This is a genomic window from Kitasatospora sp. NPDC048662, from assembly GCF_055587065.1.
Genome location: NZ_JBVJHA010000001.1, coordinates 905,115 through 928,202, shown reverse-complemented (window position 1 = coordinate 928,202; position 23,088 = coordinate 905,115). Strand labels below are relative to the sequence as shown.

At 70.4% G+C, this 23,088-nt stretch carries 19 protein-coding genes; 9 read left to right on the top strand and 10 right to left on the bottom strand.

All coding sequences use genetic code 11. The features are described 5' to 3' along the window. Positions 1–10: 10 nt before the first annotated feature. Positions 11–2,398, bottom strand: a complete 2,388-nt coding sequence (locus ACZ6R9_RS04490) for a hypothetical protein (RefSeq protein WP_465536483.1) — start codon at positions 2,396–2,398, stop codon at positions 11–13. A 266-nt stretch (positions 2,399–2,664) separates the two neighbouring features. Here ACZ6R9_RS04490 and ACZ6R9_RS04485 point away from each other — a divergent pair, with 266 nt between their 5' ends. After that, entirely contained in the window at positions 2,665–4,101 is a 1,437-nt protein-coding gene (locus ACZ6R9_RS04485; RefSeq protein WP_380480414.1) for a CCA tRNA nucleotidyltransferase, read from the top strand. A gap of 7 nt (positions 4,102–4,108) precedes the next feature. Here the strand turns inward: ACZ6R9_RS04485 and ACZ6R9_RS04480 are convergent, their stop codons facing one another. Together ACZ6R9_RS04480 and ACZ6R9_RS04475 are read right to left on the bottom strand one after the other, a co-directional pair. Further along, positions 4,109–4,732, bottom strand: a complete 624-nt coding sequence (locus ACZ6R9_RS04480; RefSeq protein ID WP_465536481.1) for an LppU/SCO3897 family protein — start codon at positions 4,730–4,732, stop codon at positions 4,109–4,111. Positions 4,733–4,798: 66 nt separating this feature from the next. Continuing rightward, positions 4,799–6,091 (bottom strand): MFS transporter, encoded by a 1,293-nt coding sequence (locus ACZ6R9_RS04475; RefSeq protein ID WP_465536479.1) that lies wholly within the window; start codon positions 6,089–6,091, stop codon positions 4,799–4,801. 163 nt (positions 6,092–6,254) lie between these two features. On the opposite strand from ACZ6R9_RS04475, the gene ACZ6R9_RS04470 reads away from it, so the two are divergent. Then, a complete protein-coding gene (locus tag ACZ6R9_RS04470) occupies positions 6,255–7,019 on the top strand; it encodes a peptidoglycan-binding domain-containing protein (RefSeq protein ID WP_465536477.1) in 765 nt (254 codons plus the stop codon). A 128-nt stretch (positions 7,020–7,147) separates the two neighbouring features. On the opposite strand, the gene ACZ6R9_RS04465 is transcribed toward ACZ6R9_RS04470, so the two are convergent. Together ACZ6R9_RS04465 and ACZ6R9_RS04460 are read right to left on the bottom strand one after the other, a co-directional pair. After that, a complete protein-coding gene (locus tag ACZ6R9_RS04465) occupies positions 7,148–8,230 on the bottom strand; it encodes an inositol-3-phosphate synthase (RefSeq protein WP_380480274.1) in 1,083 nt (360 codons plus the stop codon). Between the two features lie 145 nt (positions 8,231–8,375). Beyond that, complete coding sequence (locus tag ACZ6R9_RS04460) at positions 8,376–9,038, bottom strand: PadR family transcriptional regulator (protein WP_380480276.1); 663 nt, start codon at positions 9,036–9,038, stop codon at positions 8,376–8,378. Positions 9,039–9,553: 515 nt separating this feature from the next. Between ACZ6R9_RS04460 and ACZ6R9_RS04455 the strand changes: the two genes are divergently transcribed. Further along, positions 9,554–11,941 (top strand): transglycosylase domain-containing protein, encoded by a 2,388-nt coding sequence (locus tag ACZ6R9_RS04455; RefSeq protein WP_465536474.1) that lies wholly within the window; start codon positions 9,554–9,556, stop codon positions 11,939–11,941. Between the two features lie 99 nt (positions 11,942–12,040). Next, the gene (locus ACZ6R9_RS04450; RefSeq protein WP_465536472.1) at positions 12,041–13,579 is read left to right on the top strand and encodes a glycosyltransferase family 87 protein; all 1,539 of its coding nucleotides are present in this window, start codon (positions 12,041–12,043) and stop codon (positions 13,577–13,579) included. A 63-nt stretch (positions 13,580–13,642) separates the two neighbouring features. Here the strand turns inward: ACZ6R9_RS04450 and ACZ6R9_RS04445 are convergent, their stop codons facing one another. The 3 genes from ACZ6R9_RS04445 to ACZ6R9_RS04435 all read right to left on the bottom strand — a co-directional run bounded on the left by ACZ6R9_RS04445 (position 13,643) and on the right by ACZ6R9_RS04435 (position 16,318). Then, positions 13,643–14,674, bottom strand: a complete 1,032-nt coding sequence (locus tag ACZ6R9_RS04445) for an alanine racemase (protein ID WP_465536470.1) — start codon at positions 14,672–14,674, stop codon at positions 13,643–13,645. A 29-nt stretch (positions 14,675–14,703) separates the two neighbouring features. Further along, positions 14,704–15,822: a lipid II:glycine glycyltransferase FemX gene (locus ACZ6R9_RS04440; protein WP_380480283.1), complete on the bottom strand. Its 1,119-nt coding sequence runs from the start codon at positions 15,820–15,822 to the stop codon at positions 14,704–14,706. Positions 15,823–16,012: 190 nt separating this feature from the next. Further along, entirely contained in the window at positions 16,013–16,318 is a 306-nt protein-coding gene (locus ACZ6R9_RS04435) for a hypothetical protein (RefSeq protein ID WP_380480285.1), read from the bottom strand. A 238-nt stretch (positions 16,319–16,556) separates the two neighbouring features. Here ACZ6R9_RS04435 and rpsF point away from each other — a divergent pair, with 238 nt between their 5' ends. The 4 genes from rpsF to rplI all read left to right on the top strand — a co-directional run bounded on the left by rpsF (position 16,557) and on the right by rplI (position 18,310). Beyond that, complete coding sequence (rpsF, locus tag ACZ6R9_RS04430) at positions 16,557–16,847, top strand: 30S ribosomal protein S6 (RefSeq protein WP_030270167.1); 291 nt, start codon at positions 16,557–16,559, stop codon at positions 16,845–16,847. A gap of 101 nt (positions 16,848–16,948) precedes the next feature. Continuing rightward, entirely contained in the window at positions 16,949–17,542 is a 594-nt protein-coding gene (locus tag ACZ6R9_RS04425) for a single-stranded DNA-binding protein (protein ID WP_465536467.1), read from the top strand. 67 nt (positions 17,543–17,609) lie between these two features. Further along, the gene (gene rpsR / locus ACZ6R9_RS04420) at positions 17,610–17,846 is read left to right on the top strand and encodes a 30S ribosomal protein S18 (RefSeq protein ID WP_030457605.1); all 237 of its coding nucleotides are present in this window, start codon (positions 17,610–17,612) and stop codon (positions 17,844–17,846) included. Between the two features lie 17 nt (positions 17,847–17,863). Further along, positions 17,864–18,310, top strand: coding sequence for a 50S ribosomal protein L9 (rplI, locus tag ACZ6R9_RS04415; RefSeq protein WP_035864395.1), 447 nt, complete (start codon positions 17,864–17,866; stop codon positions 18,308–18,310). Between the two features lie 64 nt (positions 18,311–18,374). Here rplI and ACZ6R9_RS04410 read toward each other — a convergent pair whose 3' ends face one another. Then, on the bottom strand, positions 18,375–19,721 hold the full coding sequence (locus ACZ6R9_RS04410) for an MATE family efflux transporter (RefSeq protein WP_465536464.1): 1,347 nt from the start codon (positions 19,719–19,721) through the stop codon (positions 18,375–18,377). A gap of 464 nt (positions 19,722–20,185) precedes the next feature. Between ACZ6R9_RS04410 and dnaB the strand changes: the two genes are divergently transcribed. Continuing rightward, positions 20,186–21,781 (top strand): replicative DNA helicase, encoded by a 1,596-nt coding sequence (dnaB, locus tag ACZ6R9_RS04405; RefSeq protein ID WP_380480291.1) that lies wholly within the window; start codon positions 20,186–20,188, stop codon positions 21,779–21,781. Between the two features lie 22 nt (positions 21,782–21,803). Here the strand turns inward: dnaB and ACZ6R9_RS04400 are convergent, their stop codons facing one another. After that, the gene (locus tag ACZ6R9_RS04400; RefSeq protein WP_465536462.1) at positions 21,804–23,015 is read right to left on the bottom strand and encodes a GNAT family N-acetyltransferase; all 1,212 of its coding nucleotides are present in this window, start codon (positions 23,013–23,015) and stop codon (positions 21,804–21,806) included. Positions 23,016–23,088 lie beyond the last annotated feature (73 nt).

The window sequence follows — 23,088 nt, the reverse complement described above, 5'->3', positions numbered from 1 at the left end:
GGTGAGGCGCCTAGTGATCCACCTTCTCATCACCGGAGACCCGATCGCTGTCATCCCGGTCGGACGAGGGCTCCGCGTCGGTCGGCTTCCCCTCGGCGTCCGGCCGCAGGTCCTCGTCGTCGTCCTCGACGTCCGACAGCAGGCGCTCCGGGTCCTCGTCGATCTCGCCGGCCGCCTTGCGCTTCTTGCGCTGGAGGTAGAACCGCAGCCCGGCGAGGATCATCAGCGCGGTGCCGCCGGCGATCACGTACGTCACACCGCTGGCCACCGAGGTGACGTCGACGACGAACTCCACCGGTTCGCCGTAGCGCTGCGCGTTCGGGCCGGTGGTCCAGAGCTCCGCGTTCACCTTGACCTGGCCGTTGACCTGCGCCTCGGCGGGGAAGCGGAAGGTGCGGCTGGTGGTGGCGTCCAGTACCACGGGCTGGTTGTCGCCCACGAGGAGGCGGTTCTGCTGGGTCGAGTAGAGCCGCAGCTCCAGGTTGCCGACCGCCTGGGTGAGGTCGTTCTTGACGCTGATCAGCAGCGTCGCGTTGTCGCCCGGCAGCGTCACGGTGGTCTTCTTCGGCACCCGGACCGCCGACTTCAGGTTGTCCAGGTAGCGCTGCACGCCGGCCCGGTAGTCGACGCCGGCCTTCTGCTGGTCGCGCCAGCTGGTGGACATCGACCGCACCATGGCCGCGCTGAACGGGCCGCGCACCCGCTCCGGCTGGGTCAGGATCATCATCAGCTGGTCCACGCCGCCCTGGATGCCCATGGTGGCGTTCAGCTCGGCGGAGGACAGCTCGGCGCCGGTCGCGTCGCCCGGGTAGTCGTTCGGGACGTCGGTGTTGACGCCCGGGTCCGCGGGCATGTCGGCGATCTTCTGCAGGCTGGCCGGGGCCACCCAGCCGCCGTTGCCGGACGCCGCCTGCATCGAATCGCGCAGCGCCAGCGCGGTGCCGACGGTCAGCGAGCGGGACGGCAGCACCAGCACGCCGCGCGGGTGCTCCGGCTCCTGGTGGGCGATCGCCAGGGTCTCGGCCAGGAACCGCTGCTGGGCCGCGGTGCGGTCGTGGGCGGTGCCCAGGTCGCCCTGGAACAGCGAGGCCAGCACGGCGTCGGAGACCACCGCGGTCTGCCCGTTGCCGATCGGACGGGCCGCGCCCGGCGTGTAGGTCAGCTTGTCGGACTCCTGCATCGACGCGCCGTTGACCAGCAGCAGCCGGCCGCCCGCCGTGTTCGCCACCGCCGCCGTGCGCTGGTCCAGCAGACCGCGGTACGGCCAGGCCACGTCCGAGTGGACATTCACCTGAAGCCGGGTCTCGGTGGTGACCTGACCGGCCGTCATCGCCTTGCGCAGCGCGTTGTCCATGCCGTTCAGCTTGGCGCCGTTGTGCGCGATCGACGCCAGGTCCGGGTCGGCGTACGGCAGCGACACCACCTCGGAACCCTGCTTCGACACCGCCGTTTTCAGCTTCGCCAGCCAGGCCGTCGCCGCGTCGCGCCCGGTGCCCGGCACGGTGTTGTCCTCGCGCGCGGACTCGCCGGAGGTGCCGGGCTTCTGCACCCGGTACGGCTTGGTCATCGCGAACACGGTGTCCAGCAGGTCCGGGTCGATCGCCCAGGTCAGATTCGGCATCCTTTCGCCGATCTCGACCAGCTGGTTCAGCCGTCCGTCACCGGTCAGCTCGCCCACCAGGCTGTCGTCCCGCAGCACCGGCGTCTGGTCCTGGTCCGGCATGGTCTGCGCGACCAGGACCGGGGCGTGGGTCAGCGGCCACACCACCGCGACCTGCGAGGGCTTGGCGGTGGTCCGGCCCTGGACCGGCAGGTAGGTGCGGGCGATGCCCAGCGAGTGCGGCTTGTCGTCGCCGGTCCGGCCCCAGAGGTCCACCGCCAGCTCGTAGCTGCCGGTCTCCTTGGCGTTCAGCGCGGATACCGGCACCGGCAGGGTGAAGTCCTTGCTCTGCCCCGGGTCCAGGTCGCCGACGTCCTGCGCCGGGTTCTCCAACGGGGTGCCGTCCTTGGCGCTCGGCGAGCCCCAGGAGCCCATCATGTCGATGTCGCTGCGGGTCGCCAGCATCGGCTTGCCCGGGTTCGGCACCCGGACCATGACCTTCGGCGACTTCAGCTTTTCCGAACCGGAGTTGGTGACCTTGCCGGTGATCGTCACGGTGTCGTTCTCGTGCGCGACCTGCGGCGCCCCGGTGCCGACCTGCACCGTGTCGATCTGCACCGCCGCCGGGTACTCGCCCGAGGCAGTCACCAGAGTGCCGGGCCCGGCCGCCGCCGGAGCGGCCGCCACGGCCCCGACCAGCCCGCCTGCCAGCAGGGCGGCGGTGCTCCTGGCCAGCCGGCCCGTCCACCGTCCGCGGCGCCCGGCCCCTGCCGCGCCCCGCCCGGTCCGCTCGTCCACGCGCGTCCTCGCCGTTCCTGATCGTCTCGATCGACCCACGCACCGACGCGGCCCCGCCCGACCCCGGCGGTCTCCGACAAGGAGCGTTCACCCGGCATGGTAACGACGCTGTGCGGCCCACAGTGTTGCGGGCCGGAAGCTGGCCGGAGCGGCGGGGCGGAGGAAACGGGAGGGCGACGGGGCAGGGCGGGCACGTACCCTTGTGAGCCGTGTCCACTGCCAATGCGTCCAGCACCAATCATTCCAGCTCCGCCGACCGGGTCGCCCTGCCGGGCCTGACCGAGGCGCAGACCCTCGGCCTGCAGGAACTGCTTCGGGTCTCCCCGGTCGCCGACGAGATCGCCCGCCGGTTCCAGGAGGCCGGCCACCGGCTCTCGCTGGTCGGCGGCTCGGTCCGGGACGCCCTGCTCGGCCGGCTGGGCAACGACCTCGACTTCACCACCGACGCCCGCCCCCAGCAGATCCTCAAGCTGGTCAAGGGCTGGGCCGACGCGGTCTGGGACGTCGGCATCGCCTTCGGCACCGTCGGCGCGCGCAAGGACACCGCCGAGGGCTCGTTCCTGATCGAGATCACCACCTACCGCAGCGAGGCCTACGACCGCAGCTCCCGCAAGCCCGAGGTCAGCTACGGCGACTCGATCGAGCAGGACCTGGTCCGCCGCGACTTCACCGTCAACGCGATGGCCGTCGACCTGCCCGGCCGCGGCTTCGTCGACCCGCACCACGGCCTGGACGACCTGGAGGCCCGGGTGCTGCGCACCCCCGCCACCCCCGAGGAGTCCTTCTCCGACGACCCGCTGCGGATGATGCGGGCCGCCCGCTTCGCCGCCCAGCTCGACTTCGAGCCGGCGCCCGAGGTGGTCGCCGCGATGACCGCGATGGCCGAGCGGATCACCATCGTCTCCGCCGAACGTGTCCAGGCCGAGCTCAACAAGCTGCTGCTCTCCGAGCACCCGGTCAAGGGCCTGCGCCTGCTGGTCGACACCGGCCTCGCCGAGTTCGTGCTGCCCGAGCTCCCGGCACTGCGCCTGGAGAGCGACGAGCACCACCGCCACAAGGACGTCTACGAACACTCGCTGACGGTCCTGGAGCAGGCCATCGCGCTGGAGACCGACGGCCCCGACCTGGTGCTGCGCCTTGCCGCGCTGCTGCACGACATCGGCAAGCCGCGCACCCGCCGCTTCGAGTCCGACGGCGGGGTCTCCTTCCACCACCACGAGGTGGTCGGCGCGAAGATGACCCGCAAGCGGATGCGCGAGCTCAAGTACTCGAACGAGCTGATCGGCGAGGTCTCCCGGCTGGTCGAGCTGCACCTGCGCTTCCACGGCTACGGCGGCGGCGAGTGGACCGACTCCGCGGTGCGCCGCTACGTCACCGACGCCGGCCCGCTGCTGGAGCGCCTGCACAAGCTGACCCGCTCCGACTGCACCACCCGCAACAAGCGCAAGGCCGCCGCGCTGGCCCGCACCTACGACTCGCTGGAGGAGCGGATCGCCGCCCTCAAGGCGCAGGAGCAGCTGGACGCGATCCGGCCCGCGCTGGACGGCAACGAGATCATGCAGCTGCTCGCCCTGCGCCCCGGCCCCGCGGTCGGCCGCGCCTACAAGCACCTGCTCGAACTGCGCCTGGAGCACGGCCCGATGGAGCACGAGGCGGCGGTGGCCGCGCTGCACGAGTGGTGGGCGGCGCAGCCGAAGGACTGACGCCTGCTCAGTTGATCCGGCCGGGGTTGCCGGGAGTCTGACCGTTCATCGGGGACAGGCACAGCTTGTTCTTCTGCGTGTGCCCGCTCCGGCGGTACCGGGCGTGGTAGGTGTCGGTGGCCCCCGGCGTCTTGCTGCAGCTCGCGGTCACCAGGTTGTCGGTGCTGTACTTCTGCAGCACGTGCCACCGGGCGTCCGCCGAGGTGCAGGCCACCACCTTGTGCTTGCTGTCCAGGCAGTCGCCGACCCGGGGCACCTTGTCCTGGGTGAGCCAGATGGCGAGCACGCCGAGGACGGCCAGCACCGCGAGTCCGATGAACCCGCGGAACAGGCAGCTGCCCCGGCGTTTGTCCTTCTCGGTGATGACCAGCTCGGGCGCCTGCCCCCAGGCGGGCATCCCCTGACCCGACGCGTCCCCGCCCGTGGACGGCTGCTGGCCGTAGGCGGGCGGCTGTTGCCCGTAGGCCGGCGGTTGTCCGTAGGCAGGGGGCTGCCCGTACGCGGGCGGCTGTCCGTAGCCGGACGGCTGGCCGTACGCGGGCGGTTGCTGGCCGGGCTGCTGGCCGTACGGGGCGGGCTGGCCGTACGGGCCTGGCTGGCCGTACGGGCCGGGCGGCGGCGGTGTGCTCATCTGTTTCTTCCCCCCAGGACGACGAAGGCGTGCCGTGCGCCCACGACCCTAGCGGCAGAAACCCCGTCAGGAGCGGCGCGCGGCACGGAAGTACAGCACCGCGCCGAGCGCGTAGAGCACCGAAAGGCCCAGCACCACCGGCACCGAGCGGCCGTTCAGCGGCAGCACCAGGGCGGTCACCCCGGCCGCCGCGACGAACGAGACGTTGACCAGCACGTCGTAGATGGCGAACACCCGGCCGCGGTACTCGTCCTCCACCGACTCCTGCACCAGGGTGTCCGCGCAGATCTTGGTGCCCTGGGTGACCACGCCCAGCAGCAGCGCCGCGGCCATCGCCGGGACCTCCTGGAACGTGAGCCCGAGCGCCGGGACGAACACCGCGGCGCTCGCCAGACACGTCGTCATCCAGCCGACCAGGCCGAGCCGCCGGGTGCACCAGGGGCTGATCAGCGCCGCCACGAAGAAGCCCAGCGCGGAGAGGATCACCGCCCGGCCCAGGCTGGACAGGCCGCCCGCGGTGTCCTCCGCGCTGTTGAAGGTGTACCGGGAGAGCATCAGCACCACCACGATCAGCACCCCGTAGCAGAACCGTGCCAGGGTCACCGCGGCCAGCGCCTGCACGGCCGGGCGGCAGTCCCGCACCAGGTGCCGCAGGCCCGCCAGCAGGTCGTGCCAGGAGGTGGACAACGCCTCTCGCAGGGAAGGGAGTGCACCGTCCACCTCGGGGCCGAGCGCGTCCGGGGCGATCCGGCGGGCGGCCAGCGCGGCCGACAGGTAGAGCAGCGCCGCCAGCGTCACCAGGACGGCGTCCGCGTGCCGTCCGGGCGGCATCACCTGGTGCACCAGGAAGCCGACGATGCCGCCGGAGGCCGCCGCCACCGTGCCCAGGGTGGGCGAGAGGGCGTTCGCGGTGACCAGGTCCGAGGTCGCCACCACCCGGGGCAGCGCGGCGGACAGGCCGGCCAGGATGAACCGGTTGAGCGCCGTCACCAGCAGCGCCGCCGCGAAGAACATCCAGTCCGGGGCCCGTCCGAGCAGCAGTGCCGCCGTCACCAGGCCCAGTCCGAAGCGGGCCAGATTGCCCATCAGCAACACCTGCCGGCGCCGCCAGCGGTCCAGCAGCACCCCGGCGAACGGTCCGATCACCGAGAACGGCAACAGCATCACGGCCAGCACCGCGGCGATGTCGGCGGGGGAGGACTGGTGTTCGGGAGAGAAGATCACGTACGCGGCCAGCGAGACCTGGAAGACCCCGTCCGACAGCTGCGAGAGCAGGCGCACCGTCAGCAGGCGCCGGAAACCGGAGCCTTGCAGCAGGCCGCGCAGGGTGGCCTCCCGCGGGGGCCGTTCGGTGATCACCCGCCAAGGGTGCCACGAGGCCGACGGTGTTTCACGTGAAACCTCTGCCAACTTCGCGCGGCGCGCGCCCCCCATACGCCTCGCACCACCGCTGGCGCCACCATTCCGATGTGGTGGGGCACTTACGGGGGAAGAACCCTCTCAGAACGACGGGAGGCTCCCCATGCGAGACGAGTTCACTGCCCTGTTGCTCGGTCAGGTCGGCTACCACGAGGGCCGCGACTCTGACGGAACCTGGAACAACCGCCAGCGCTACAGCGAGGAAACCCCCGGCCTCGAATGGTCCGACGGTCAGCCCTGGTGCGCGACCTTCGAGGCCTGGGCCGCCCACCGCACCGGCATGGACAACCTCTGGCCAATGACGGCCTCCTGCCTCGAAGCCGTCGCCTGGTGGCGCCACCAGAACCGCTGGACCCCGTACCCCGTCCTCGGCGGCCCCTTCTACCTCGGCCCCAACGGCGGCGACCACACCGGAGTCGTCTACGCCTACGACGCCGACACCATCTACACGGTGGAGGGAAATACCAACAGCTCCGGCTCCACCGAGGGCGACGGGGTCTACCGGAAGTCCCGGGCGCGGCGCGGGCCCGGGTCGCCGTACGGGTACGGGGTGCCGGCGTTTCCGGAGGGCACGGTGTCGGCGGACCCGGCGCTCGGGGGAGTTCCGGCGGCGCGGGTGTCCGGGCCGGGGTCCGGCTCCGGGGCGCCGCCGTGGCCGGGCCGCTACCTGAAACTCCAGTCGCCGATGATGCACGGGGACGACGTGCTGACGTGGCAACGGCGGCTGGCCTGGCGCACCTGGCAGATCACCGCGGACGGCTGGTACGGGCCCGCCTCGGCGCGCATCTGCCGGGCCTTCCAGCAGCGCCACGGGCTGACGGTGGACGGCATCGTCGGGCCGGTCACCTGGAACGCGGCCTGGTCCTGACACGCCGGAGGGCCGCCCCGCGAAACACGGGACGGCCCTCCGCTCAGGCTTGACGAAACGTCAATGCTGAAAGCTCAGCGCTCAGCGCTCAGCGCTCACCCTTCACAGCGAGCAGGCTTCGCTGGCGCTCAGCGCTCGACCTCGCCGCGGATGAACTTCTCGACGTTCTCCTTGGCCTCGTCGTCGAAGTACTGAACCGGCGGGGACTTCATGAAGTAGGAGGACGCGGAGAGGATCGGGCCGCCGATGCCGCGGTCCTTGGCGATCTTCGCGGCGCGCACGGCGTCGATGATGACACCGGCCGAGTTCGGGGAGTCCCAGACCTCGAGCTTGTACTCCAGGTTCAGCGGGACGTCGCCGAACGCGCGGCCCTCGAGGCGGACGTACGCCCACTTGCGGTCGTCGAGCCACGCGACGTAGTCGGACGGGCCGATGTGGACGTTCTTGGCGCCCAGCTCACGGTCGCGGATCTGCGAGGTGACGGCCTGGGTCTTGGAGATCTTCTTGGACTCCAGGCGCTCGCGCTCGAGCATGTTCTTGAAGTCCATGTTGCCGCCGACGTTCAGCTGCATGGTGCGCTCGAGGATGACACCGCGGTCCTCGAACAGCTTCGCCATCACGCGGTGCGTGATGGTCGCGCCGACCTGGGACTTGATGTCGTCGCCGACGATCGGGACACCGGCCTCGGTGAACTTGTCGGCCCACTCCTTGGTGCCGGCGATGAACACTGGGAGGGCGTTCACGAAGGCGACCTTGGCGTCGATGGCGCACTGGGCGTAGAACTTGGCGGCGTTCTCGGAGCCCACCGGCAGGTAGCAGACCAGGACGTCGACCTGGCGGTCCTTGAGGACCTGGACGACGTCGACCGGAGCCTCGTCGGACTCCTCGATGGTCTCGCGGTAGTACTTGCCCAGGCCGTCGAGGGTGTGGCCACGCTGGACGGTGACGCCGGTCGGCGGCACGTCGCAGATCTTGATGGTGTTGTTCTCGCTGTTGCCGATGGCGTCGGCCAGGTCGAAGCCGACCTTCTTGGCGTCCACGTCGAAGGCGGCGACGAAGTCGACGTCCTTCACGTGGTAGTCGCCGAACTGGACGTGCATCAGGCCGGGGACCTTACCGGCCGGGTCGGCGTCCTTGTAGTACTCGACACCCTGCACCAGCGAGGCGGCGCAGTTGCCCACGCCGACGATGGCTACGCGAACCGAACCCATTCCGGTTGCTCCCTGAATCTCATGAGGGTCGCCGTGGTGTGGCGGCACCTCGTTCCACATCTGTTCTGACTGTCTGACGGGCGCGCGGGGCGCCCACGCCTCGCCGCGGGCGGCAAGGCCGGCGCGGTGTTGCACAGCGCTCCGGTCAGGAGCGCCCCGGGCGGTCGTACGGTGGCCCGGGCGGGTCCGAGGACCCGGCGGCCGGGCCACGGCCGTCCGAAGTTTGCGGGGACGCGGAGTTGCGTCCGTTTCTGGTGGCCCGCTCGGTCTCGATCAGCTCGTTGAGCCAGCGGACCTCGCGTTCCACGGACTCCAGGCCGTGGCGCTGGAGTTCGAGGGTGTAGTCGTCGAAGCGTTCGCGGGTGCGCGCGATCGAGCTGCGCATCCGCTCCAGCCGTTCCTCCAGCCGGCTGCGGCGGCCTTCCAGCACGCGCATCCGGACCGCCCGGTCGGTCTGGCCGAAGAAGGCGAAGCGCACGCCGAAGTGCTCGTCCTCCCAGGCGTCCGGCCCGGACTCGGCGAGCAGCTCCTCGAAGCGCTGCTTGCCCTCGGCGGAGAGCCGGTAGACGATCTTCGACCGCTTGCCGTTGAGCGCGGTGGCCGGGACGTACTCGACGTCCGGGTTGTCCTCGACCAGAAAACCCTGGGCGACCAGGCTCTTCAGGCAGGGGTAGAGCGTTCCGTAGGAGAAGGCCCGGAACGAGCCCAGCAGGACGTTGAGCCGCTTGCGCAGTTCGTAGCCGTGCATCGGGGCGTCGTGGAGCAGGCCGAGGACGGCGAATTCGAGGACGCCGGAGCGTCGGCTCATACCGCCTTCCTCCTTCCGTCGCGGGGTCCTGCTCTTCGGATGCCGGGCCGGCCCGCAAGGTATGCCGGACCGATGTGTCGCGCCGATGTATCGGCTCGATATATCGGCAACAGTAACCCTGGGTCACGAAAGGAGCAAGGGGGGCACGCGTAACCGCGATCACAAGGCCTCTGGGCAACGGGCATGTAATGAATCGCGGCCGGTTCGTCCTGGTTGGCTTCCAATGCCCGATTGGAGACCTTTCGGGGACCCGTACTCTGTCGCCTGGTGCACCCTGACCGAGAGGCTGCGGAGAGATGAGCGAACACCGGCGTAGGTCGGCCAACCCCGGGGGCGAAGAGCCGCCCTCCAGGCGGGCGTCCGCCGGGCGTCCGTATGCCTACGGCAGCCCGGTCGAGGGCGCACCCGATTACGCGCACGAGCAGGGCGGGCCGGCGTCCGGTCCCGGCCGTCCCGGTCCGGGGGCCGGCCCCGGTGGCCGCCGCCCGGTGCGGGAGACGGCCCAGCAGCCCCGGATGACCCGGGCGGAGATGCGCAAGCAGGGCCGCAAGGGCAGCGGTGGCGGCGGTTCGGAAGGCCCGCCGAACGGCCGGAACGCCGGTCGCAACGGCAAGCCGGGCAAGAAGCGGCTGATCGACTACCCGCGCTTCGGCAAGTCCGGCTTCAAGCGGTGGATGCCGTCCTGGAAGCAGGTGCTGAGCCTGTTCCTGATCTTCTTCGGCGGCGGTGTGGCCGCGATAGGCGTGGCGTTCGCCGTCATCCCGGTGCCGAACGCGAAGGACTCCATCAAGCTCCAGAACAACATCTACTACTGGGCCAACGGCGACGAGATGGTCCGCAAGGGCGACACCAACAAGCAGTGGGCGGAGCTCTCGGAGATCAGCCGCCCGGCCCAGGACGCGGCGATCGCGGCCGAGAACGAGACCTTCCGCACCGACAGCGGCATCGACCCCAAGGGCATCGCCCGCGCCGTCTACAAGATGGCGACCGGCGGTGAGACCCAGGGCGGTTCGACCATCACGCAGCAGTTCGTGAAGAACGTCTACCTGTCGCAGGAGCAGACGCTCAGCCGCAAGGCCAAGGAATTCGTCATCGCGTTGAAGATCGCGGACGACAAGGACGGGATCCTCACCGGCTACCTGAACACCAGCTGGTACGGCCGTGGCGCGACCGGCATCCAGGCCGCCTCGCAGGCCTACTACGGGGTGGACGCCAGCAAGGTGGACATCTGTCAGGGCGCCATGCTGGCGGGCCTGTTGAAGGGTGCGGCGCTGTACGACCCGTCCCTGAACCAGGGCAACCACGACCGCATGCAGGAGCGCTGGAACTACGTCCTGGACCGGATGCAGGCCACCAAGGCGATCACGGCCGAGGAGCGCGCCAAGTGCGGGCCGAAGTTCCCCGAGCCGATCGAGGTGAAGGCCCCGGCCAACATGAACGGCGAGATCTACTACCTGGTGGAGACCGCCAACAACTTCATCACGGCCAAGGACAAGACCATCGACGGGGCCAAGCTGGCCCGTGGCGGCTACCAGATCTACACCACCTTCGAGAAGGACAAGGTGGACGCTCTGAAGACGGCCGTGGACCAGGTCAAGTCCGAGTCCCTGGAGCCCAACAGGCGCGAGGCGGACAAGTTCGTCCAGGTCGGCGCCGCCTCGGTGCGGCCCAACGACGGTGCGATCGTGGCGCTCTACGGCGGCGACGGCATCGAGAACGGCCACTACAGCAACAACGCGGACTCCAAGGTCCCGGTCGGCTCGACCTTCAAGCCGTTCGTGCTGGCCGCCGCGATGCAGTACGGCGTGCAGACCAAGAACGGCCCGACCCAGCTCAACCAGGACTCGCTGTACCTGGCGGACAACCTCTCGCCGATCTACCGGGACGGCAAGCCGCTGATGGGCGACGACGGCAAGCCCTACAAGCAGCGCAACGACAGCCCGACCAAGCCCGGCTACGTCACGCTGAAGAGGGCCATGCAGTCGTCGTACAACGTGCCGTTCGTGCAGCTCGGACAGGACGTGGGTGGCGCGAACGTGGAGAAGATGGTCAAGGAGCTGGGGATCCTGCCCGGCAGCCTGGAGCCGTCCTCGACCATCACCTTCCCGCTGGGCACCTCGCACCCGAGCTCGATCCGGATGGCCTCGGCCTACTCGGTGTTCGCGGCCCGCGGCCAGCAGACCGACCCCTACTCGGTGTCGAAGCTGCTCTACAACAACGTCGAGAATCCGGCCTTCGGCAAGCCCCAGCCCAAGAAGGTGCTGGAGCAGGCGGTCGCCGACAACATCACCGACGTGCTGGAGAACGTGGCCAAGAACGGCACCGGCACCAAGACCAACGCGCTCGGACGGCCGGTGGCCGGCAAGACCGGTACCACCGACGCCGGTACCTCGGCCTGGTGGGCGGGGTACACCCCGGAGCTGTCCACCGCGATCGGCATGTGGCGTGAGGAGGCCGGCAACCCCAAGCTGCTCTCGCTGAACGGCACCGCGGGCCACGAGTCCGTGCACGGTGGTGACTTCCCGACGGACATCTTCACCCGCTACATGAAGATCGTGCTGAAGGACAAGCCGGTGCAGGACTTCCCGAACCCCGCGCCGTGGGGCCAGGAGGTCGACTCCTCGGGTGCCCCGGTCAGCCCGTCGGCCGGGACCTCGACCTCGGCCTCCGCACCTGCCGAGCAGTCGAGCGCGCCGGCCGAGCCGACCACGTCGAAGTCGCCGGACGGGTCGCTGACGCCGTCGCCGAGCAACAGCTCGACCTGCCAGGGCAACAACTGCGGGCCGAGCAAGAGCCCGGGCCGGCCGAGCAAGAGCCCGAGCGAGAGCGCCAGCGGCAGCCCGAGTGCGCCGCCCGGCGGCGGCGGAGGCGCGGGCAACCTGCTGGGAATGATGGGCCAGTAGGGCGCAGCACCCGATACCCGGACAGAGGGGCACCGGATCGCGAACGGCGATCCCGTGCCCCTCTTCGGTTGCGGGCGAGGGTGCGGCAGTATGTCCGCCATGACGTCCAGCCTGCGCGACGAGACCTCAGCGCCCGGACCGGCTCCGGCCGAGGGGCCGCTGCCGAACACCGTGGTGGTGCCCGCGGACGAGGACCCGGTGGCGGAGGCCGGCAGCGAGTTGCTGGGTGGTCCGCCCGGACGCCGGGCGCTGCTCGGGGTGTCCTGGTGGACGCCGGCCAAGTTCCTGGCCGTGGCCGCGATCGTGGTCTTCGTGCTGGGCCTGTTCCAGAAGGCGTCCTGCTTCCAGGACGGCTGGTTCTTCGGCGCCACCAGCCAGTACACGCACGCCTGTTACAGCGACATTCCGCACCTGTTCTCGGCCCGCGGCTTCGCCGAGGGGAGCCGTCCGTACCTGGACCCGATCCCGCAGCCCTCGGCGGACATGCAGTACCTGGAGTACCCGGTGCTGACCGGTCTGTTCATCCAGGTCGCGGCCTGGCTGACCACCCACAACGGCGACATGATGAGCCGCGAGCAGTGGTTCTGGCTGGTCAACGCCGGAATGCTGATGATCTGCGCGGTGATCGCCGTGGTCGCGGTCTCCCGCACCCACCGCCGTCGCCCGTGGGACGCGCTGCTGTTCGCCCTCGCCCCGGCCCTGGCGCTGGACTCCACCATCAACTGGGACCTGCTCGCGGTGGCGCTGGCGGCCGTGGCGATGGCGTACTGGGCAGGGGCCCGGCCGGTGCTGGCGGGTGTGTTCATCGGCCTGGCCACGGCCGCCAAGCTCTACCCGGTGCTGCTGCTCGGGCCGCTGCTGGTGCTGTGCCTGCGGACCGGCAAGTGGCGGGACTTCGGGTTGGCGTTCGGTGGTGCGGCCGGCTCCTGGCTGATCGTCAACCTGCCGATCATGCTGGCCAACTGGAAGGGCTGGGCGACCTTCTACACCTTCAGTCAGGTCCGTGCCGAGGACTACGGCTCGTTCTGGCTGATCCTGATGCAGGCCGTCCGGGACGGGCAGCACCTGGAGACCCTGAACACCTGGATCGCGGTCCTGCTGGTGCTCAGCTGCCTGGCGATCGGCTGGCTGGCGATCAGCGCCCCGCGCCGTCCGCGCTTCGCCCAGCTGGCCTTCCTGGTGGTCGCCGCGTTCGTGCTGACCAACAAGGTGTACTCGCCGCAGTACGTGCTCTGGCTGACCCCGCTGGCCGTGCTGGCCCGGCCGCGCTGGCGGGACTTCCTGATCTGGCAGACCTGCGAGGTGCTGTACTTCCTCGGCATCTGGTCGTACCTGGCGTACAACGGTGACGCCAAGCACCATGGCATCGACCTGCAGTGGTACCACTTCACGATCGCCCTGCACCTGATCGGCACCCTGTACATCTGCTACCTGGTGGTCCGCGACATCCTCCACCCGGACCGCGACCCGGTGCGCTGGGACGGAAGCGACGACCCGTCGGGCGGTGTGCTGGACGGCGCCCCGGACCGGTTCGTGCTCGGCAGTGCCCGCGGCCTGCGCGAGGAGGAGAGCTACTCCGACTACGCCCCGCAGGGCGAGGTCGACTGGCTGGTCAAGGCCGAGCCCGACCCGAGGTAGCCCGGCGAACGCCGGAAGCCCGCCCGCCTTCACGGCGAGCGGGCTTCCGGCGTTCCAGGGGCCTCAGCGTTCGACCACCCGGTCGAAGTGGGTGGTGGTGTGGCGGATCGTCAGCGGCAGCTCGTCGCCCACCGCCGGGGGCTTGAGTTCGCCGGGCAGGAACAGGATCGACACCTGCATGTGCGGCGGCTCGGCGAACCACAGCTGCTTGCCCTGCCAGGTGTACGGGGAGAGCGTCCGGTTCAAGGTGGCCAGACCGGCCCGGGCCAGGCCCTTGGCGCGGGGCAGTATCCCGTGCACGTACTTGGGGGCCTCCAGGCCGACGCCGTGCGCGGTGCCGCCGGTGACCACCAGCAGGTGGCCGTCGGACGGGGCCTTGTGCTGCCGGTAGCCGTAGCGCTCGCCGCGGCCGATCGGGGTGACGTCCAGGACGGTGGCCCGGGAGGACATCGCCTGTACGTCGCCGAGCCACAGCCGGGTGCCGATCCGGGAGCGGAACTCGGTTTCGGGGTGGCGTTCGGCCAGCCGCCGCACGTCCTTGGCGGCCAGGTGGCTGAGGTAGACGGTGCGGTCGGGGAGCCCGGCCGCACCGATCGCCCGGACCCAGTCGGCGACCTCGTCCACCGGGTCGGAGCCGTCCGGCCGGTCCAGCGGGAGGTGCAGTGCGAAGCCCTCCAGCTCCAGGTGGCCGACCGGCAGTTCGGCGAGGTCGCCGACCGGGATGCCGTGCCGCCGCATGCTGGTCATGCCCTCCACCACCACGCGGGTGCCGGCGGGCAGGGCGGCCAGCGCTTCGGCGTGCGCGACGGTCCGCACCACCCGGCCGGCGGGCAGTTCGACCTCGGGCTCGCCGACCCGGTACGGGGTGAGCACCAGCAGGTCACCGGGGAAGGCGTCGGCCATCTCCGCCGCCTCGTCCGCGGTGCCGACGGCCAGCAGGGGGCTGCCCAGCCGGGCGGCCTCCTCGGCGAGCCGCCGGTTGCCGAAGCCGTAGCCGTTGCCCTTGGCGACCGGGACCAGCCCGGGGAACTCGGCCAGCAGCCCGCGCTGGTGCGCCCGCCAGCGGCTGCCGTCCACGTACATCGTCAAGGTCATCGCGTTCTCCCCGTAAAGGTCATGTGTGCTCAGCGGCGCGACATGTAGAGGTCGAGTGCCTTGTGCAGCAGCTTGTTGAGCGGGTAGTCCCATTCGCCGAGGTACTCCGCGGCCTGTCCGCCGGTGCCGACCTTGAACTGGATCAGTCCGAACAGGTGATCGTCCTCGTCCAGGGTGTCGCTGATGCCGCGCAGGTCGTAGACGCTCGCGCCGAGCGCGTAGGAGTCGCGGATCATCCGCCACTGGATGGCGTTGGACGGCTTCACCTCGCGCTTGTGGTTGGCGGAGGCGCCGTAGGAGTACCAGACGTGCTCGCCGACGGTGAGCATGGTGGTGGCGGCCAGCGCCTCGCCCTCGTGGTAGGCGATGTAGAGCCGCATCCGGTTGGGGTCCTCGGCGGTGAGCGCCTTCCACATCCGCTGGAAGTAGGACAGCGGGCGGGGGGTGAAGTGGTCGCGTTCGGCGGTGATCACGTACAGCTTGTGGAAGACCGCGAGGTCCTCGTAGCTGCCCTGGACCACCTCGACGCCGGTCTTCTCGGCCTTCTTGATGTTGCGCCGCCACAGCTGGTTGAAGCCGCGCTGGACGTCGTCCAGCGAGCGGTTGGCCAGCGGCACCTGGAAGACGTAGCGGGGCTGGACGTCGCCGAAGCCGGCGCCGCCGTCCTCGCCCTGCAGCCAGCCGGAGCGGCGCAGGCGTTCGGCGGTCTCCAGGGCGCGCGGCTCGGACCAGTCCGGTTCGACGTCGCGCAGCCGCTTGGCCTCCTTGGAGGCGATCGCCTCCTTGAGGGTGGCGGCCTCCCAGCGGCGGACCACCACCGGAGGGCCCATCTTCACCGAGAACGCGCCCTGCGACTTCAGGTGCGCCAGCATCGGCTTCAGCCAGCGGTCCAGGTCCGGGTCGAACCAGTCGATGACCGGGCCCTCGGGCAGGTACGCCAGGTACCGCTTCACCTTGGGCAGCTGGCGGTAGAGCACCAGGCCGGCGCCGACCAGCTCGCCGGCCGCGTCGAACCAGCCGAGGCTCTCGGCGCGCCACTCCGCCTTGACGTCCGCCCAGGAGGGCACCTGCATGTGGCTGACAGAGGGCCTGCTCTGCACAAAGGCCAGGTGTTCCTCACGCGTGATCGTCCGCAGACGCAGGCTCATGCTCCGTGCTCCTCCTCGTCAGGCTTTCCAAAGGTGACCCTATCGCCCGAATGGTCCGATTCGGGCGGGAAGTGGTCCGACATGGTTGCGCCCCCCCGTTCGCACCTGCTTGGCACAGGTACTACGCGGGGAGGGCGGGGGAGGTTGCGCGATCTCTGCCAGGTTCACCCGGTGCCGCCGCGCGCGGGCGTCACCACACGCCCCCGAAGAGTCCGCCGTGCGCCACGCCGAGGAACAGGCCGAACGCGGCGGCTCCGGTGCCGATCACCACCACGAAGCGCTCGGCGGTGGTGACGGAGACGAACAGGCCGATCATTCCGGTGACGATCCCGGCCAGTCCGGCCCACGAACTGAGCAGGTGCAGGTTGTAGAAGAACGAGGTGACGAAGGCGACCGCGCCGAGCAGCAGCGTCACCCCCACCAGGATGTTCTCCCGCGGATGCGGGTTCCCGTCGGTGTTCAGGGTGAACTGCGGCCGGTGGACGTTCTGCGCCATAGGACCCACCTCCCGTGGTGGAGGGAACGTTCGTTCTGTCCAGATTGATACCGGTATGGTCGAAATGACAACCCCGGGATCCCGGTGTTTTGTCCGTCGGTCGGCTCACCCGGTAGGCTGGCCCCTCTGCACTGGTGTAGGGGCGTGTCCGCATGCCCTGGCCCACCGGTGCCGACGCGCACAACCCTCCTGCCACGGAGAGACCGTGGCCGTTGAGTCCAAAGGAGGTGGGTTACACATGCGTCACTACGAGGTGATGGTCATCCTCGACCCGTCGGTCGAGGAGCGCGCTGTCTCCCCCCTGATCGAGAACTTCCTCAACGTCGTCCGCACCGGCGGCGGCAAGGTTGAGAAGATCGACACCTGGGGCCGTCGTCGCCTGGCGTACGAGATCAACAAGCAGTCCGAGGGCATCTACTCGGTCATCGACCTCAAGGCCACGCCCGAGGTCGTCAAGGAGCTCGACCGCCAGCTCAGCCTGAGCGAGTCGGTTCTGCGGACCAAGGTCCTGCGCCCGGACACCCACTGAGCCCACTTCCGGCATTGATGCCGGAGGGCTCGCGTCCGGTGTTCCACGTGGAACACCGCTGACGAGCACCGCAGAACTTCTTTCCGAGAGGTCATCACCACATGGCAGGCGAGACCGTCATCACCCTCGTCGGCAACCTCGTCGACGACCCCGAGCTGCGTTTCACTCCGTCGGGCGCCGCGGTGGCCAAGTTCCGCATCGCGTCCACCCCGCGCACCTTCGACCGTCAGACGAACGAGTGGAAGGACGGCGAGAGCCTCTTCCTCACGTGCAACGTCTGGCGTCAGCCGGCGGAGAACGTGGCCGAGTCGCTGCAGCGCGGCATGCGCGTCATCGTGCAGGGCCGACTGCGCCAGCGGTCTTACGAGACCAAGGAAGGCGAGAAGCGGACGGTCTTCGAGGTCGAGGTCGATGAGGTCGGCCCGAGCCTGCGCTCGGCGACCGCCAAGGTCACCCGCGCCAACCGCTCCGGCGGTCCCGGCGGCGGCGGTGGCTTCGGTGGCGGCGGCCAGCAGGGCGGCGGCGGGTACGGCGGCGGCAACCAGGGTGGCGGCGGCTGGGGTGGCAACCCCGGCGGCGGCAACCAGGGCCCGTCCGACGACCCGTGGGCGTCCAGCGCTCCCTCGTCCAACCAGGGCGGCGGCGGCTGGGGTGGCAACTCCGGCGGCGGCTACTCGGAAGAGCCCCCGTTCTAAGCGGTGCGGGCCGGACCCGTCGAGGGTCCGGCAACGCTGACAGATCTCGTACTTAACGGAGCACACAATGGCGAAGCCGCCTGCTCGCAAGCCCAAGAAGAAGGTTTGCGTCTTCTGCAAGGACAAGGCCACTTACGTGGACTACAAGGACACGAACCTGCTGCGGAAGTTCATTTCCGACCGCGGCAAGATCCGTGCCCGCCGGGTCACCGGCAACTGCACCCAGCACCAGCGTGACGTCGCCACGGCCGTGAAGAACAGCCGTGAGATGGCCCTGCTGCCCTACACCTCCACCACGCGCTAAGAGAGGGTGACCGAAGAATGAAGATCATCCTCACTCACGAGGTCCCCGGTCTCGGCAGCGCCGGCGAGGTCGTCGAGGTCAAGGACGGCTACGCCCGCAACTTCCTGGTCCCGCGTGGCTTCGCCATCCGCTGGACCAAGGGCGGTCAGAAGGACGTCGACGCCATCCGTCGCGCCCGGAAGATCCACGCCATCCAGACCCTCGAGGCCGCCAACGAGGTCAAGGCCAAGCTCGAGGGCCTGCAGGTCAAGCTGGCCGTTCGCTCCGGCGACGCCGGCCGCCTGTTCGGCTCGGTGACCCAGGCCGACGTCGTGGAGGCCATCAAGGCCGCCAACGGCCCGGCCGTGGACAAGCGCGCCGTCGCGATCGCCTCGCCGATCAAGACCGTGGGCACCCACAAGGTCTCGGTCAAGCTGCACTCGGACGTTCAGGCCAACCTCGACGTCGCCGTCGTCGCCGCCTGATTTCGGCCGCAGAGCTGACGAAGGGGCCGGACTCCACTCGGAGTCCGGCCCCTTCGCCGTGCGCCTAGGCCCGGACGGCGCCGGTCACCATCCAGCGGCCGGTGCGTATCCGGCCGGACAGGACCGCGGCCCGGCCCAGCATGAACAGGTTCATCGCCCACCACAGCCCGGCCAGGCCCAGGCCCAGCGCGGGTGCCGCGAGGGCGGCCGGGACGAACAGCAGCAGGGCGCCCAGCATCCCCCAGGCCAGGAAGCGGCCGTCGCCGGCGCCCATCAGCACACCGTCCAGCACGAAGACCACGCCGCCGATCGGCTGGGTCAGCGCCGCCAGCAGCAGCACGGTGGACAGCTGCGCCCGCACCGACGGGTCGTCGGTGAACAGCGGGATGTACAGCGGCCGGGCCAGCACCATCAGCAGGCCCAGCACCAGCCCGGCGCCGACACCCCACTCGATCATCCGGCGGGTCGCCGCCCGGGTGCCCGGCAGATCGCCGGCGCCCAGGTAGCGGCCGATGATGGCCTGCCCGGCGATCGCCACCGCGTCCAGCGCGAAGGCCATGAACGACCAGATGGTCATGGTGATCTGGTGGGCGGCGATCTCGGTGTCGCCCAGGTACGCGGCCACCGCGGTGGCCAGCAGCAGGGCGGCGCGCAGGCTCAGGGTGCGCACCATCAGCGGGCCGCCGGCCCGGGCGGAGGCCTTGATGCCGGCCAGGTCGGGCCGCAGCCCGGCACCCTCCCGGCGGGCGCCGCGGACCACCACGGCCACGTACACCGCGGCCATCGCGTTCTGCGCGATCACGGTGCCCCATGCGGAGCCGGCCACCCCGAGACCGGCGCCGTACACCAGGCCCAGGTTGAGCAGCAGATTGGCGCCGAACCCGCCGATCGCGACCAGCAGCGGGGTGCGGGTGTCCTGGAACCCGCGCAGCACGCCGGTGGCGGCCAGCACCAGCAGCATCGCGGGCACGCCGAGGGCGCTGATCCGCAGGTAGGTGACGGCGTACGGGGTGGCGGTGGGGGAGGCCCCGAGCAGCTGGGCGGCCTGCGGAGCGAGGGCCAGGGTGAGCACGACCAGGCCGGCGGAGAGGATCAAGGCCAGCCAGATCCCGTCGATGCCCTGCTGGACGGCGGCCCGGCGGTCTCCGGCGCCGATCCGGCGGGCGACCGCGGCGGTGGTGGCGTAGGCGAGGAAGACGAAGATCCCGGCGGCGGTGGTGAGCGCGGCGGAGGCGATGCCCAGGCCGGCCAGCTGGGCGGTGCCGAGGTGGCCGACGATCGCGGAGTCGGCCATCAGGAAGAGCGGTTCCGCGACCAGCGCGCCGAAGGCCGGGACGGCCAGGGCGAGGATCTCGCGGTCGTGGCGGCGGTGTTCGGCCGCGGCGGCGGGGCGGGTGGGCGTGGCTGGCATGCCGTCCACCCTACTCATCCACAGGTAATGACCGCTAGTGGCTTTCGTCTCTTACCGAGCCTGTGGACGGACGGTGGATCGAACGACCGATCGAACGGCTGGGCGGTCTCGTCCCCGGCTGTGTGAAGAATTTCTCATGCACAGGCGGTGGAAGAGGTAATCGCAGGTCAGCGAGTTGACAGCAGAGCGATCGTGTGGTTATCCACAGCGGTGTCCACAGGGTTGTGCACAGCTTTCCGGGGTTTCTCCACAGGCTGCGGAGAGTTATCCACACGGCCTGTGGATAACCGTCTTGGAGGAACCGCCCGGCCCCCCGTACCGTGGCTCCGGACCAGACCCCGGTGGCCGCGCGACACCGCCCCGCACACAGCCGGAACTGTCGGCTCGGTGGCGTAAGAAAGACCGAGCGCCGGCACCGGACAGGCCCGCACCAACTCGCACCAACCGCTGATCGGGGAACACGCGTGACCGGCCCCCAGTACGACGACCACGACGTTCCTCCGCCCCCGGAGGACGACTGGCAGCCGTCCGACGACGCCTTCCCGCTCGACGCCTTCCCCGACGTCCCGGGCGACCGCCTCCCCGCCGCCCGCCGCTCGAACAACGCGGGGGGCAACGGCTCCGGCGGGGGCTTCCAGCGCCGTGACGGCGGCGGAAAGGGCGACCGCTTCCCCGGCAAGGGCGAGCGGCGCGACCGCGACGGCGAGAGCGGCCTCGGCGGCGCCGAGGGCTTCGAACGCGTACCCCCGCAGGACCTGGCGGCCGAGCAGTCCGTGCTCGGCGGCATGCTGCTCTCCAAGGACGCCATCGCCGACGTCGTCGAGGTGCTCAAGCCCGCCGACTACTACCGGCCCGCCCACGAGCTGATCCACGGCGCGATCCTCGACCTCTACGCCCGCGGCGAGCCCGCCGACCCGATCACCGTGGCCGGCGAACTCACCAAGCGCGGCGAGCTGGTCCGCGTCGGCGGCGCCTCCTACCTGCACACCCTGGTCAACTCCGTCCCCACCGCGGCCAACGCCGAGTACTACGCCGAGATCGTCCACGAGCGCGCCGTCCTGCGCCGCCTGGTCGAGGCCGGCACCCGGATCGCCGGCATGGGCTACGCCGCCGAGGGCGACGTCGACGACATCGTCAATGCCGCCCAGGCCGAGATCTACGCCGTCACCGAGCAGCGCACCAACGAGGACTACGCCCCGCTCGCCGACATCATGGAGGGCGCCCTCGACGAGATCGAGGCCATCGGCTCCCGCTCCGGCCAGATGTCCGGCGTCCCCACCGGCTTCGCCGACTTCGACCAGCTCACCAACGGCCTCCACCCCGGCCAGATGATCGTCATCGCGGCCCGCCCGGCCATGGGTAAGTCCACCCTCGCGCTGGACTTCGCCCGCGCCTGCTCGATCCACAACAACCTGCCGAGCGTGATCTTCTCGCTCGAAATGGGCCGCAACGAGATCGCCATGCGCCTGCTGTCGGCGGAGGCACGGGTGGCCCTGCACCACATGCGGTCCGGCAATATGACGGACGACGACTGGACACGGGTGGCGCGGCGGATGCCCGAGGTGAGTGCGGCGCCGTTGTACATCGACGACTCGCCGAACCTGTCGATGATGGAGATCCGGGCCAAGTGCCGGCGGCTGAAGCAGCGCAACGATCTGCGGCTGGTGGTCATCGACTATCTGCAGCTGATGCAGTCCGGCGGCTCGCGGCGGGCGGAGAGCCGGCAGCAGGAGGTCTCGGACATGTCCCGAAACCTGAAGCTGCTGGCGAAGGAGCTGGAGATCCCGGTGATCGCGCTGTCCCAGCTGAACCGTGGCCCGGAGCAGCGCACCGACAAGAAGCCGATGGTCTCCGACCTGCGTGAGTCCGGCTCGATCGAGCAGGACGCCGACATGGTCATCCTGCTGCACCGCGAGGACGCCTACGAGAAGGAGTCCCCGCGGGCCGGCGAGGCGGACCTGATCGTGGCGAAGCACCGTAATGGTCCGACCGCCACCATCACCGTCGCCTTCCAGGGTCACTACTCGCGCTTCGTGGACATGACCCGCGACGTGACCTGACGGCCAGTTAGGTGGCGTGCCGTCAGAACCAGTGCAGGCAGTGCGGTTCGCGTTCGGCGCGGAACATGGCGTCGGCGAGGGCGGCCGCGGCCGGGTGGTGGGCGCGGATGTGTCCGGCCCGGACCAGGGTGCTCGGGGTGGTGCCGCCGAGGTAGATCGAGCCGAGGTCGCTGACGTCCAGCGACAGGTCGGGCTCACGGTCGGTGGGGGTGCACTCGGCCCGGCCGTCGCGGACGGTCAGCAGGTGCCGGGTGTGCTCGCCGAGGAACGGGTCGGCGACGTCGAGGACGAGCTCGCCGTCCGCGGACCAGGTGCGCGCGGTGAGGGCACGCGGGATGTCGAGCAGCCGCACCCAGAGCCAGTCGGTGTGCTTGCCGAGCTGGCCGGCGTTGAAGTCGGCCAGCTGCCACTGCAGCGGGTGCCCGGGCGGGAAGTGCCGGAAGGCGACCTCGGTGACCAGGTCGTGGCCGAGCAGGTAGCGGGCCAGTGCGGTGAACGCGGCGTCGTCGAGCGTGACGGTCTCGTCGACCAGCAGGGTGCCGGAGTCGTCGAGGGAGTAGCTGGCGTACCCGTCCGGGGTGCCGTCGGCGTCCCGGTGGAGGGCGATGTAGCGCGGGGTGGGAGCGATCGGGGGGTGCCCGGCCTGCCGGGCCCACCAGCGGGGCGGGCGGGAGATCGCGCCGGGCTGGGTACGGCGGTAGCGGTCGTAGATCTGCTCCACCAGTTCGCGGCAGTCGTTGAGCCGGAGCAGTTCGACCGTGCCGGCCGGCTGCTCGCCGGCCCGGGGCGGGGTGAGCGCGGCTTGGTGCCGGGGGACGGTCAGCCGCCGGGTGTAGGTGGCCGGGCCGTAGCCGAACCGGCGGTAGATCATCGCCTCGGAGGCCAGCAGCACCGACATGATCTCCCCGCGCTCGCGCAGCTCGGCCAGCTGATGGCGCTTCATCGCGGTGAGCACGCCCTGCCGCCGGTGCGAGGGCAGCACGCCCACGCAGCTGATCCCGGCCACCGGAACGGTCGCCCCACCGGGCAGCGTCAGCTCGAAGGAGTAGGCGGAGGCGGTGCCGATCGGACGCCCCTGGTCGGTGACGGCGAACAGCCCGCGGTCGAGTTCGAGCGCCGACCACCAGACTCCGCTGCCGTCCTCCTCCGGCGGCGTCGGGTGCTTCCCGAACGCGGCGAACACGGTGTCGATGAAGACGTCGAGGTCCTTCTCGGTGGTGGAACGAATCTCCATGGCGGTGCTGTCTCCCCACAGTCGTCGGCCAGGTGCCAGCCCCAGTGCAACGGCGGCCCGCCGTCGGGTCAAG